The organism is Rhodococcus sp. EPR-157, from assembly GCF_001647195.1.
Taxonomy (GTDB): domain Bacteria; phylum Actinomycetota; class Actinomycetes; order Mycobacteriales; family Mycobacteriaceae; genus Rhodococcoides.
In genome coordinates this window covers 1-12,722 of sequence record NZ_LVCV01000360.1, presented here as the reverse complement: position 1 = coordinate 12,722, position 12,722 = coordinate 1, and the positions used below count along the sequence as shown (strand labels likewise).

Sequence of the window (12,722 nt, the reverse complement as noted above, 5' to 3'; positions counted from 1 at the left end):
GCGCGGGGTCGCGATCTCGGTTCCGCCACGCATGCCGGGTGACGTCGTCGAACTCGACAACCTCACCGACCGGCGCAGTCATCCGGCGCATCAGCTCGGCTGCGTGGTGACCGTCCACCGCGGTGCCGTCGGAATGCGTTATCCCGTCGAACCACGAATCGTCCTCATCGAGTCGAAAAAGGGTCCCGGAGAAGTCGAAGATGACCGCATCCATCATGGCAGAGCGGCCACGAGAGATTCGACGTCGACGCGGGGGCCGGTGAAGAACGGCGTTTCCTCGCGAACGTGACGGCGAGCTTCGGTGGCGCGGAGATCGCGCATCAAGTCCACGATACGGTCCAGTTCAGGCGCCTCGAACGCCAAGATCCACTCGTAGTCCCCGAGCGCGAAGGACGGGACAGTGTTTGCCCGAACGTCCTTGTAGCCACGAGCTGCCTTGCCGTGATCTGCGAGCATCGTGCGCCGCTCGTCTTCCGGCAAGAGGTACCAGTCGATGGAGCGTACGAACGGGTAGACGCAGATGTAGTCGCCCGGATCTTCGCCTGCGATGAATGCCGGTACGTGGCTCTTGTTGAACTCGGCCGGGCGGTGCAGTGCCGAATTACTCCACACAGGCGTGCTGGCCCTGCCGAGGGCGGTGGTGCGTCGAAAGTCGGAGTACGTCGCCTGCAGCTCTTCGATGCGTTCGGCGTGCGTCCACACCATGAAATCGGCATCGGCCCGCAAGCCCGCCACGTCGTAGACGCCGCGTACTGCGACGCCCTTGTCCTCTTGGCTCTCGAAGAAGACGCGCGCCTCCTTGGCTGCGTCGGCACGGTCGTCGCCCAGAACGCCTGGGGTGACCTTGTACACCGAGAACATCAGGTAGCGGAGAGTCGAATTGAGCGCAGAGTAGTCGAGGCGTGCCATGGCCCCTATCGTGCCACCTCGCACACCGCAGCGGCTGCTCTGGTCGCCGAAGCGACGCAGGCGGGCACTCCGACGCCGTGGCTCCAGGCGCCCGCCACCGCAACACCGGGAACATCACGCACTGCAGACTCGATCTCGGCGACACGATCGAGGTGACCGGGCGCGTACTGCGGAAGTCCCCCGTGCCACCGCTGCACGACGGTTGCTGTCGGGGTGACGTCGAGCCCGGTGACAGTCCGCAGATCGCGCACCGCTGTGCGGACGAGTTCTGCGTCGCTCAGGCCCAGCGGGCCTTCGTCTCCGAACCGTCCGAGGGATGCGCGCAGCAGAACGGAGTTTCGGTCGGCAAGGTGACTCCACTTTCGACTGGAGAGCGTGAAGGCTTTCACCGACAGGCCCGCATCGGTGGCCACGAGGACTCCCGAGTTGTCCGGCAATTCCACGTCGCCAGGCAACGCCATGCCCACTACGACGGAGGATGCGAGCTCGATCCCGGCGGCCGCGTCTGCCGCGTCGGGAACCGTGTCGGCCAGGATCGCCGACAACGCAGGGGCCGGCACCGCGAGAACGACCAGGTCCACGTGACCGATCGGATCGACACGCCATCCCTTCCGCTCGCCGCAGATCGACTCGACCCGCGCGCCCAACACGATCCGTGCTCCGGCCGCGGCGATCAACGCATCGACGAGCACCCCGTACCCGCCGCGGAGCGCTCCGAACACCGGCTCCGAACTCGGGGGTGGGAGCGCGCTCGCCACGGCGGACGACAGACTCGGCGCCCCCGAGTCGAGCGCTGCCGCGAGCGTCGGAAGCGCGGCTCGTACTCCGATCGAGTCGGACAGACCCGAGTAGACACCTCCGAGGAGCGGATCCACCGAACGGTGCAGAACCTGTTCACCGAATCGACTGCCCACCAGCTGGGCGACGCTGACGTCGATGCTCGGATCCCAGGCGAATGCAGTCTCGACCTCGTCGGCGATCTTCTGTTGCGTCGCCGCATCGACGAGCCCTGCGATCGACTGTGCATCAGCGGGGATGCCCATCAGGGTTCCGGCGGGCATCGGGTGCAGTGCGCCCGCAGAGTAGATCAGCGGTCGTCTGCCTGCTGGATGCACCAGCTGATCTGCGATCCCCAACTCCGCCATGAGAGCGGGCACTTCCGGTCTGCGGCCGATGAACGCTTCGGCACCCACGTCGAGCGGACCACCCGCGAGGTCGACTGTCCGCAGGGTGCCGCCGAGCCGATCCGACTCCTCGACGACGGTTATCTGCGCCTCGGGTCCCAGCTCGGTTCGCAGTCGGTAGGCGGCGACGAGCCCGGTGATTCCGCCTCCGACGACAGCTGCCCGCGGGCCTGCCCGCGTCACAGCGAATGCACCAACTCCACAACTCGGGTGAGCACGTCCGGATCGGTGTCGGGGAGCACGCCATGACCGAGGTTGAACACGTGTCCTACGGCCCCCGCCTCGATCGCGCGGTCGGCTTCGGCGGCGATGCGTCTGACCTCGCTCTCGACAGCGTCCCAGCCTGCGAACAGGACGGCGGGATCGAGGTTGCCCTGCAATGCCTTGCCCGGCCCGACGCGCTCCACTGCGACATCCAGCGGGATTCGCCAGTCGACTCCGACGACGTCGGCACCTGCTTCGCCCATGGCGCCGAGCAATTCTCCGGTTCCGACGCCGAAGTGGATCTTCGGTACTCCGGCGTCTCGCACCGCGTCGAACACTTTGGTCGAGTGTGGCAGGACGAACTCGCGGTAGTCCGCAAGTGACAACGCACCGGCCCACGAGTCGAAGAGCTGTAGCGCATCGATTCCCGCAGCAAGCTGGCTCTGCAGAAACGTGATCGTCGTATCGGCCAGGGTGTCGAGCAGCGTGTGCCAGGTGTGCGGATCCGACCGCATCAGCGCCTTCGTCTTCTCGTGATTGCGACTCGGTCCGCCCTCGACGAGGTACGACGCCAGTGTGAACGGCGCGCCTGCGAAACCGATCAGCGCTGTCTCCCCCAACTCCTTGGTCAGAAGACCGATCGCATCGGCGACCGGAGCCACTTGCTCGGCATCGAGACGCGGGAGAGCCGCAACGTCAGCGGCGGACCGCACGGGATTGGCCACCACTGGACCGGTTCCGGTGACGATGTCCAGATCGATACCGGCTGCCTTCAGCGGCACGACGATATCGGAGAACAGGATTGCCGCATCGACGCCGTGCCTGCGTACCGGCTGCAGCGTGATCTCGGCGACCAGCTCGGCATCGAAGCAGGAGTCGAGCATGCCGATGCCCGCCCTGATCTTCCGATACTCGGGAAGCGAACGACCGGCCTGCCGCATGAACCACACCGGACGCCGCGTCGGCGCTCGGCCGGCCACAGCTGCGAGCAGCGGTGCGTCGGGAAGGTGACGACGGGACGAAGGCGTGTCGATGTTCATCGACGTCCATGCTGCCACGCGCCGTCCGCGCAGCCTCTATCGGAGACGTTCGTCGCCGCCTCTGTGCAGGTCTGACACCCGTTCGACGCCATCCGACTCGGCGCGCCTCCGACGAACACGAACGTGAGAAGTCTAACGTCCGAAGTCGTGACCACACCCGGATCCCCAGCCGAGCCTGCGCCGTTTCGATCGGCTGTCGAGGCAATGCACCGGGCAGTCGTGCACCCAGCCATCGAAATAGGACCGATCAGGCCGCCTCAGCGGCTCGCTCCGTTCAGCTACGCGATCGGCGCCGAAGTCCAGCATCCAGCCGGCGAGGATGTCGGCGAACAGTCCGACGGTGACGCCTTCGGACGACTCATTCTGCTGTACGACCCCGACGGGGACGAAGCGTGGAACGGGACCATGCGGCTAGTGGCGTACATCCAGGCCGACGTGGACGAGTCCCTCGCCTCCGATCCATTGCTTCCCGAGGTCGGGTGGAGTTGGTTGGTCGACGCACTCGAAAGTCGTTCCGAACCATATACCGCGCTCGGCGGCACCGTGACGTCGACGAGTTCTGTTCGGTACGGCGACATCGCAGGCCCTCCGAAGGCCCATCAACTGGAGTTGCGAGCATCGTGGACAGCGGGATCGGTGGAGCTGGCGGCGCATGTCGAAGCCTTCTGCGAGGTGCTGGCATATGCGGCAGGACTGCCTCCGGCTGGTATCACCGAGCTGCGTAGCCGCGAGGCGAACCGGACGTAGTTCGCGCGCAGCGCGGCACCGAAGGCTTAGAGTCACCTCTCATGTCAGCGACCAGTTCCAGTGAGCCGTCGGATGTATCGGACGAGGCACCATTGGCCATACCGCTTCTCGCGCCGGCCGACGGCGTTCCAGCGATCGCCCAGACGCTCGACGGGGTGAAGCAGGCGGCAGCGCTGCTGGCCGACGGCCACGGTCCACTCGCTGTCGACGCCGAGCGAGCATCAGGGTTCCGTTACTCCCAGCGCGCATACCTGTTGCAGTTCCGACGGCGCGGCGCGGGAACTGTGCTGCTCGATCCCATTCCGGTCAGCGGCGAACTCGGTCCGCTCGCCGATGTGATCAACCCACTCGAATGGGTGCTGCACTCGGCCGACCAGGACCTGCCAGGGCTCGCCGAACTCGGCCTGGTCCCAGCGACGCTCTACGACACCGAGCTCGCAGGTAGGCTCGCCGGCTTCGAACGAGTCGGCCTCGGACCGATCGTCGAACGGACCCTCGGCCTGTCGCTGCAGAAAGGCCACGGCGCTGCCGACTGGTCCACCCGCCCACTTCCCGAGACCTGGCTCAACTACGCGGCACTCGACGTCGAGGTGCTCCTCGAACTCCGCGACGCTATGGCCGCAGAACTCGAAAGCCAGGGAAAGACGGAGTGGGCAGCACAGGAGTTCGCCCACATCCTCACGATGGGACCGCCGAAACCGAAGACAGATCGGTGGCGTCGAACATCGGGAATTCACGCGGTCAAGTCCCAACGAGTTTTGGCCGCAGTGCGCGAATTGTGGCACGCCCGTGACGAGGTGGCGCAGCGGCGCGACATCGCGCCGAGCCGGGTACTACCGGACTCCGCCATCGTGGCCGCGGCATCGGCAGACCCCAAGACCGAAGGCGAACTGCGCGCGCTCCCGGTGTTCGGAGGCCCGCGCCAGCGCCGTTCAGCCGCGGTCTGGTTGTCCGCGCTCGAACGTGCGCGTGCACTTCCTACGCAGGAGCTCCCACCCAAGACCGCGCCGTTCGAAGGACCGCCGCCGGCGAACCGCTGGGCGCGCCGGGACCCTGACGCAGCCGAACGACTCGCGGTCGTCCGAGCTGCGATGACCGAATTGAGCGAGAAAGTGTCCGTCCCCGTCGAGAACTTGCTGATGCCGGACGTACTGCGCCGCCTCGTGTGGGACTGGACACCGCTCTCCCCCGCGGATGCGCGAGTGGCGATCGACGCGAAACTCATCGAAGGACGAGCACGGACCTGGCAGCGCGAGCTGGTCGTACCAGTGCTTGCCGACGCTTTGACCCCTCCACAAGTTACCGGCGGGTAATACCCACTAGAGTGGGTGTGAGCCCGGCGTCGGCCGGGCTACTCGTCCGCATCTGTCGGGAGGATCGAAAAGCGTGTCTGTACCCGCGTCCACCAGCTCACAGAGGAATGTTGTCTTCGTCGACGGCATCCGTACCCCGTTCGGCAAGGCAGGCCCCAAGGGCATCTACGCCGACACTCGTGCAGACGACCTCGTCGTCAAAGCAATCCGCGAACTTCTTCGCAAGAACCCCAACCTCCCTCCCGAGCGCATCGACGAGGTCGCGATCGCCGCGACCACGCAGACCGGTGACCAGGGCCTGACCATCGGCCGTACGTCCGCACTGCTCGCCGGACTCCCCCGCAGCGTCCCCGGCTTCGCCATCGACCGCATGTGCGCAGGCGCGATGACCTCGGTCACCACCACCGGATCGGGCATCGGCTTCGGCCAGTACGACGTCGTCATCGCCGGAGGCGTCGAGCACATGGGCCGCCACCCGATGGGCGAAGGCGTGGACCCCAACCCGCGCTTCCTTGCCGACAAGCTCGTCGATCCCAGCGCGCTGGTGATGGGTAACACCGCCGAGAACCTGCACGACCGGTTCCCGACCATCACCAAGGACCGCACCGACGCGTACGCCGTAGCCAGCCAGAACAAGTACGACGCCGCCAAGAAGGCCGGCTTCATCGCCGACACTCTCGTGCCCGTCGCCACCAAGTCCGCCGCAGGCTGGGGCCTGGCCACCGAGGACGAGCCACCTCGCCCCGGCACCACCACCTCGGACCTCGCCAAGCTCAAGACGCCGTTCCGGCCCGCAGGTCGCGTCACCGCAGGCAACGCCGCCGGGCTCAACGACGGAGCCACCGCCGCAATCCTGGCCGGTGAGGACACCGCGCACGAACTCGGGCTCAACGTAGGCATGCGAATGGTCGGCTTCAGCTTCGCTGGCGTCGATCCCGCCGTCATGGGCATCGGCCCGGTCCCCGCGACCGAAAAGCTGCTCGACCGAACGGGATTGAGCATCGAAGACATCGGCCTGTTCGAGATCAACGAGGCCTTCGCCATCCAGGTGCTCGCCTTCCTCGAGCACTACGGCATCGCCGACGACGACCCCCGCGTCAACCAGTGGGGCGGCGCCATCGCGTGTGGCCACCCCCTCGCGTCCTCGGGTGTTCGCCTGATGACGCAGCTGAGCCGCCAGTTCGCCCAGGCGCCCGACGTCCGCTACGGCCTGACGACCATGTGCATCGGTCTCGGCATGGGCGGCACCGTCATCTGGGAGAACCCTAACCACGCTGATTACTCAGGAGTCAAGGCATGAGTGACATCACGACAGCGTTCACGGACGAGGTAGTCACGAACGCGTTCACCAAGATCATCTCCGTACCAGGGCTCGACGGCTCCATCGCCCTGGTGACCTTGGACAACGGCTTCGATCACACCAAGCCGTCGACCTTCGGTCCCGGCGGACTGGCCAAGTTCGACGCCGCACTCGACGAGGCATTCGCCGCGAACCCGGTGGCAATCGCCGTCACCGGTAAGCCGTTCATCTTCGCCGTCGGCGCCGACCTCAACGGTGTGCCGAACATCAAGACCAAGGACGAGGCGCTGCAGATCGGGCAGCTCGGCCACAAGGTCTTCCGTCGCCTGCGCGAAAGTTCGGTTCCGACGTTCGCCTTCATCAACGGTGCGGCACTCGGCGGCGGTCTCGAAGTCGGCCTGCATTCGCATTACCGCACGGTCGCCGACAACGCGGCAGCTCTCGGGCTTCCCGAGACTTTTCTCGGCCTGGTACCAGGGTGGGGCGGGACCCAATTGTTACCCAACATCATCGGAGCCTCGAACGCCGTCACCGTCGTCATCGAGAACGCTCTGAACCAGAACCGCACGCTGAAGCCGCAGCAGGCGCTCGACCTCGGAATCGCCGACGCCGTTTTCGGTGGAGCCGATTTCCTCGAGCAGTCCCTCGCGTGGGCCGCTCAGGTTATCAAGGGTGAGATCACCCCGGCCCGTCCCGAGATCGACCGTGGGCAGGCCTGGGACGACGCCGTCGCCCGTGCCAAGGGAATCGTCGCGGGCAAGACCAACAACTTCGCCCCGGGTCCCGTCGCCGCGGTGGAGCTGCTCGAGCTCGCCAAGAGCACCGACATCACCGACTCGGCATCGCTCGACAAGGCCTTCGCGGCCGAGGACGAGGCCCTGTCCACGTTGCTGGTCAAGGACGAGCTCCGCGCAGGGCTCTACGCCTTCGATCTGGTGCAGAAGCGCGCGAAACGTCCCGCCGGCGCACCCGACAAGTCGTTGGCACGCAAGATCTCCGGTGTCGGCATCGTCGGTGCCGGCCTGATGGCCAGCCAGCTCGCACTGCTTTTCGTGCGCCAACTCAAGGTGCCGGTGATCCTCACCGACATCGATCAGGAGCGCATCGACAAGGGCGTCGGCTACGTCCACGGGGAGATCGACAAGCTGCTCGGCAAGAAGCGCCTGTCCCCCGATGCCGCAAATCGGTTGAAGGCGTTGGTGTCCGGTTCGATCGACAAGTCCGCCTTCGCGAAGACCGACTTCGTCATCGAGGCAGTGTTCGAGAACCTCGACGTCAAGAAGAAGGTGTTCGCCGAGGTCGAGGAATTCGTCTCTGCCGAAACGATTCTCGCGACCAACACGTCCTCGCTGTCGATCACCAAGATGGCTGCGGACCTGAAGCACCCCGAGCGCGTCGTGGGCTTCCACTTCTTCAACCCCGTCGCCGTCCTGCCACTGCTCGAGGTCGTCAAGGGCGAAAAGACCGACGATGCCACTCTCGCAACGGCATTCGCTACGGCCAAGACTCTCAGGAAGTCGGCCGTCCTGTCGGCGGATCTGCCGGGCTTCGTCTTCAACCGCCTCGTCACGCGTGCGTCGAACGAGATCATCAGCGCGATCGACGAAGGCACACCGTTCGATGTCGCCGATGGCGCAGTGGGCGAACTCGGCATGCCGATGAGCCCGCTGACCTTGCTGGCACTCGTGGGCCCGGCCGTGGCACTGCACACCGCCGAGACGCTCGGTGAGGCATACCCGGAGCGGTTCAAGGACTCCCCCGGATTCCGTGCGCTCGTCGAGGCGAAGAAGCCGGGCGTGTGGACCTACGGACCAGAGGGTCAAATCGTCGATCCCGAGGTCGCAGCCCTGTGGCCGCAGGGTGATTCACCCTCGACCGCCGAACAAGTCCTCGACCGCACTCGCCGGGCATTTGCCGACGAGATCAACATCATGCTCGAGGAGGGTGTCGTCGCAGCAGGAGAAGACATCGACCTCTGCTTGCTCCTCGGCGGCGGTTTCGGTTTCTGGAACGGCGGCATCACCCCGTACCTGGACCGCACCGGCACCTCGGAAGCCGTGACAGGCAAGCGATTCCTCGCGCCGGGTGTAGCCAGCGTCTAGGCATTGCACCTGCCGAGTTCGAGGTTGTGCACGGTTTTCGAGCGAATGCCGCGCACAACTTCGATCTCGGCGCTAGGCGCGGTCGAGCAATTGTCGAGCGTTGCTCGATGTCGAGGCTCGCCAATCCTCGAACCCACCGCGCGCAGCGCCGGAATCGAGGGCCCGCATCTGCTCCTGCACTGCCGCGATGGGAGTGAAGCAGTAGTCGCTGCCGTACACCAGCCGGTCCGGGCCCACAGTGGACAGCAATGCGGGCAGTTGCCGTGGAACCGGCGTGCCTGCGAGGTCGAACCACAACCGCCGCAACACGTCCGGGGTCGTCGGAGTCCCGAAGCCGACCTGAGACCGGAAGAAGTCCACTCGATCCGCCAGCAGCGGAAGCACTCCGCCGCCGTGGGTGAAGACCCAACGAATGTTCGGGAAGCGATCGACCACACCCAGCAGGATCAAATTCACAACGGTACGTGCTGTGTCGAAAAGGAATTCCATCATCGGTGCCGGCAGCCCGAGTGACACCGCCGAGGAATTCGGCGGCGAGGTCGGGTGCACGAAGACAACCGCCGATCGCGCATCGAGCGCCGCCAGCAGCGGGGTCAGTACAGGGTCACCCAAATACATCCCGCCCGCGTTCGACATGACTGTCACGCCGTCCGCACCCAGCTGATCCAGCGCGCGGACCGCTTCGAGCACCGAGTCGAGCACGTTCGGCAGCGGCAACGACGCGAAGAATCCGAGACGAGGCTGCTCAGCGACTGCACCAGCTCCGAAATCGTTGACACGCCGGGCCAGATCGGCGGCCTTGCCGTCGTCACCGAAATGCACTCCCGGTGAGGACACGGACAGGATCGCTGTGTCGATCCCGCAGCCATCCATCATCTGCATGTGCTCGCCGACCGACCAGGACGGCCACTTCGGCATGCCGTCGGGAAAAGCGATGCCCGACGCCAGTGCCTCCCGGAGGTAGAAGTCCGGCACCATGTGAGAGTGGATGTCCATCACCCCGCCCGCAATCGGAAGCGGCGCGGCGGTGGCCCTCACAGCTGACAGTGCGACTCCGGACACTGTTGCTGCGCCGAGCGCGCCGAGTAGGGTGCGACGATCGATCATGGTGTGTGCGTCCTTCTTCGATGGTCACCCGGGCCGGCGGCTCCTTGAACTGACGCTATCGTCACACATGAGATAATCCACAGTCAACGCTCGATCCCCTCTCGTCGAGATTCCCGTCACACACCACCGACGAGCGATACATTCATGTCGTCTACTTCGTCGTGAAGGTATGAAACCGTTGAAAATCGCAGTTGCAGGTGGAACCGGGGCAGTCGGCACACACGTCGTACGCGTGGCCACCGAACGTGGGCACGACGTCGTCGTCCTGACCCGATCGTCCGGTGTGGATCTCGTCGACGGTGCAGGGCTGGCGCGGGCCCTCTCCGGAGCCGACGCAGTCATCGACGTTGCGTCGAAACAGACCATGTCGGCACGCGAATCCACCGGATTCTTCACGACCGTCACGCGAAACCTCCTGGCAGCGGAGATGGATGCTGGTGTGTCGCACCATGTTGCGTTGTCGATCGTCGGCTCGGACAAGGCACCGCATGCCTACTACGCGGGCAAGGTCGCGCAGGAGAAGGTGATCGAAGAGGGCACCGTGCCGTGGACGATCCTCCGAGCGACGCAATTTCACGAATTCGCGGGACAGCTATACGGCGCGGTCGGAATCGGGCGGCTCGTGGTCATCCCGAAGATGCGTTCACAGCCGATCGCTGCACGGGAAGTAGCAGAGCGTCTGGTCGAGCTCGCCGAGGGCACACCCGCCGGTCACGTCCGCGATCTCGGCGGTCCGAAGGAAGAACGCATGGTCGATATGGTTCGCAGATACGCGGACTCACTTCCTGAAAGGCCCTGGATCGTCGAGGTCCCGATACCCGGCGCGTACGGAAAGGCGATGCGCGACGGCACTCTCCTGCTCGGCCCCGATGCGGATCGTGGAAAACAGACGTACAGCGAGTGGTGTTCATGACGCCCGACCGCCGAGCCGGGCGATAACGCTTCGGGTGAAATCCCGCAAATCTCACCACGCGACGCGTCGGCAGGTTCATGATGTCGAAGACCATCATCGTTGCTGGTATCGACCTTGGAAAGCTGAGTTCGCATGACGCAGCCTGCAGAGAATCACACCGCGAAAGTCATCGGCGTCACGATCGCTGCTGCAGTCGGCGGCTTCCTCTTCGGTTTCGACAGCTCGGTCGTCAACGGAGCGGTCGACTCGATTCAGGAGAACTTCGGCCTCAGTTCCTTCGTCACCGGGTTTGCGGTGGCCATCGCGTTGCTCGGTTGCGCTGTCGGCGCGTGGTTCGCCGGTCGACTCGCCGACAGCTGGGGTCGCAAGCGCGTCATGCTGCTCGGATCCGCACTGTTCACCATCTCCTCCGTCGGGTCGGGTTTCGCGTTCAGCATTCCGGACCTCATGTTGTGGCGTGTCCTCGGCGGCCTCGGGATCGGCATCGCCTCCGTTATCGCCCCCGCGTACATCTCCGAGATCGCACCTGCTCGATATCGAGGCGGGCTCGCCTCCTTGCAGCAACTCGCGATCACGATCGGCATCTTCGCTGCGTTGCTGTCGGACGCCGTCCTGCAGAACGCAGCGGGCGGACCGTCGAACGACCTGTGGTTCGGGATGGAAGCGTGGCGTTGGATGTTCCTCGTAGGCGTCGTCCCCGCACTCGTCTACGGCGTCCTCGCAACATTGATTCCGGAGTCGCCTCGATATCTCGTCGGCAAACACCTCGACGACGAGGCTGCCCGCGTTCTCGGTGAGATAACGGGCGAGGTCAACCCGAAGGAACGCGTCAAAGAAATCCGACTGACCCTCCGGCGTGAGGCGAAATCGTCGTTCAACGACATCCGCGGTCCGAAGTTCGGCCTTCAGCCGATCGTGTGGGTCGGTATCACGATGGCAATTCTGCAACAGTTCGTCGGCATCAACGCCATCTTCTACTACTCGACGACACTGTGGAAGTCGGTCGGGTTCAGCGAGAATCAGTCCTTCGTCACCTCGGTGATCACGTCCGTCATCAACGTCACGATGACATTCGTCGCGATTCTGTTCGTCGACAGGTTCGGCCGAAAGAACCTGCTGCAGATCGGATCGATCGGCATGTTCGTCGGACTCGTACTGGCTGCCGTGGCGTTCACCCAGGCAGTCGGATCCGGCGACGAACTCACACTCCCCACGCCCTGGGGCACCGTGGCCCTGATCGGTGCAAATCTTTTCGTCATCTTCTTCGCGGCAACATGGGGTCCCATCATGTGGGTGATGCTCGGTGAAATGTTCCCCAACAACATGCGCGCCGTGGCACTCGGGATCAGCACCGCTGCCAACTGGGTGGCGAACTTCTCGATAACTCTCGCGTTCCCACCGCTGACGGAATCGATCGGATTGGGATTCATCTACTCGTTCTTCGCGTTCTTCGCACTGCTGTCGTTCTTCTTCGTCAAGTTCAAGATTCGCGAAACCAAAGGCATGGAACTCGAGGACATGGTCCTGTAGTGCCGAGGAGCTAGACAAGTACGAGGAGGAACTCTGATGCCGATGTTCGTCGTCGAATATTCCTACACTGCAGAGACGTCGGGCGGTCGAGACGACCACCGCACCGATCACCGCGCATGGATTCAGGAGATGGTCCGGCGAAAAACTATTCGATCCTCAGGTCCTCTTGCCGATCACAGCGGCGCGATGTTCATCGTGTCGGCGTCCGATGCGGACGCGGTCTCCCGACTGTTCGCCCACGATCCGTTCGCGCGTGCGGGTCTCGTCGAGGATGTCCGCATCACCGAATGGACACCCGCGATGGGTGAATTCAGCGGCTGAGTTCCCCGCCTGACGCTCTACAGAGCTTTGGCCCACCCTGCGATGCGCTGCG

The 12,722-nt window shown here is 64.7% G+C and carries 11 protein-coding genes and 1 pseudogene; 7 read left to right on the top strand and 5 right to left on the bottom strand.

Translation table 11 applies throughout. The features are described 5' to 3' along the window. The 4 genes and pseudogenes from A2J03_RS16550 to hemE form a co-directional block, all read right to left on the bottom strand. Window positions 1-217: pseudogene (locus A2J03_RS16550) on the bottom strand (HAD family hydrolase); the annotation flags it as partial. Further along, window positions 214-909: a hydrogen peroxide-dependent heme synthase gene (gene hemQ / locus A2J03_RS16545; RefSeq protein ID WP_068375971.1), complete on the bottom strand. Its 696-nt coding sequence runs from the start codon at window positions 907-909 to the stop codon at window positions 214-216. The pseudogene A2J03_RS16550 and the gene hemQ, both read right to left, overlap by 4 nt. Before the next feature lie 5 nt (window positions 910-914). After that, the gene (locus tag A2J03_RS16540) at window positions 915-2,276 is read right to left on the bottom strand and encodes a protoporphyrinogen oxidase (protein ID WP_068375968.1); all 1,362 of its coding nucleotides are present in this window, start codon (window positions 2,274-2,276) and stop codon (window positions 915-917) included. Continuing rightward, entirely contained in the window at window positions 2,273-3,337 is a 1,065-nt protein-coding gene (gene hemE, locus A2J03_RS16535; protein ID WP_068375977.1) for a uroporphyrinogen decarboxylase, read from the bottom strand. Before hemE ends, A2J03_RS16540 begins: the two co-directional genes overlap by 4 nt. Before the next feature lie 147 nt (window positions 3,338-3,484). Here hemE and A2J03_RS16530 point away from each other — a divergent pair, with 147 nt between their 5' ends. The 4 genes from A2J03_RS16530 to A2J03_RS16515 all read left to right on the top strand — a co-directional run bounded on the left by A2J03_RS16530 (window position 3,485) and on the right by A2J03_RS16515 (window position 8,799). Next, window positions 3,485-4,084: a DUF3000 domain-containing protein gene (locus A2J03_RS16530; RefSeq protein ID WP_068375965.1), complete on the top strand. Its 600-nt coding sequence runs from the start codon at window positions 3,485-3,487 to the stop codon at window positions 4,082-4,084. A gap of 41 nt (window positions 4,085-4,125) precedes the next feature. Continuing rightward, on the top strand, window positions 4,126-5,397 hold the full coding sequence (locus A2J03_RS16525; RefSeq protein WP_068375960.1) for an HRDC domain-containing protein: 1,272 nt from the start codon (window positions 4,126-4,128) through the stop codon (window positions 5,395-5,397). Window positions 5,398-5,470: 73 nt separating this feature from the next. Beyond that, on the top strand, window positions 5,471-6,697 hold the full coding sequence (locus tag A2J03_RS16520; protein ID WP_068375959.1) for a thiolase family protein: 1,227 nt from the start codon (window positions 5,471-5,473) through the stop codon (window positions 6,695-6,697). Next, on the top strand, window positions 6,694-8,799 hold the full coding sequence (locus tag A2J03_RS16515; protein ID WP_068375958.1) for a 3-hydroxyacyl-CoA dehydrogenase NAD-binding domain-containing protein: 2,106 nt from the start codon (window positions 6,694-6,696) through the stop codon (window positions 8,797-8,799). The genes A2J03_RS16520 and A2J03_RS16515 overlap by 4 nt, the downstream gene beginning before the upstream one ends. 72 nt (window positions 8,800-8,871) lie before the next feature. Here the strand turns inward: A2J03_RS16515 and A2J03_RS16510 are convergent, their stop codons facing one another. Further along, on the bottom strand, window positions 8,872-9,906 hold the full coding sequence (locus A2J03_RS16510) for an amidohydrolase family protein (protein ID WP_231912565.1): 1,035 nt from the start codon (window positions 9,904-9,906) through the stop codon (window positions 8,872-8,874). 169 nt (window positions 9,907-10,075) lie between these two features. On the opposite strand from A2J03_RS16510, the gene A2J03_RS16505 reads away from it, so the two are divergent. The 3 genes from A2J03_RS16505 (at window position 10,076) to A2J03_RS16495 (ending at window position 12,670) form a co-directional block, all read left to right on the top strand. Beyond that, window positions 10,076-10,819 (top strand): SDR family oxidoreductase, encoded by a 744-nt coding sequence (locus A2J03_RS16505; RefSeq protein WP_068375954.1) that lies wholly within the window; start codon window positions 10,076-10,078, stop codon window positions 10,817-10,819. Between the two features lie 132 nt (window positions 10,820-10,951). After that, on the top strand, window positions 10,952-12,349 hold the full coding sequence (locus tag A2J03_RS16500) for a sugar porter family MFS transporter (RefSeq protein ID WP_068375952.1): 1,398 nt from the start codon (window positions 10,952-10,954) through the stop codon (window positions 12,347-12,349). Window positions 12,350-12,385: 36 nt separating this feature from the next. After that, a complete protein-coding gene (locus A2J03_RS16495; RefSeq protein ID WP_068375945.1) occupies window positions 12,386-12,670 on the top strand; it encodes a YciI family protein in 285 nt (94 codons plus the stop codon). The last annotated feature ends 52 nt before the right edge of the window (window positions 12,671-12,722 follow it).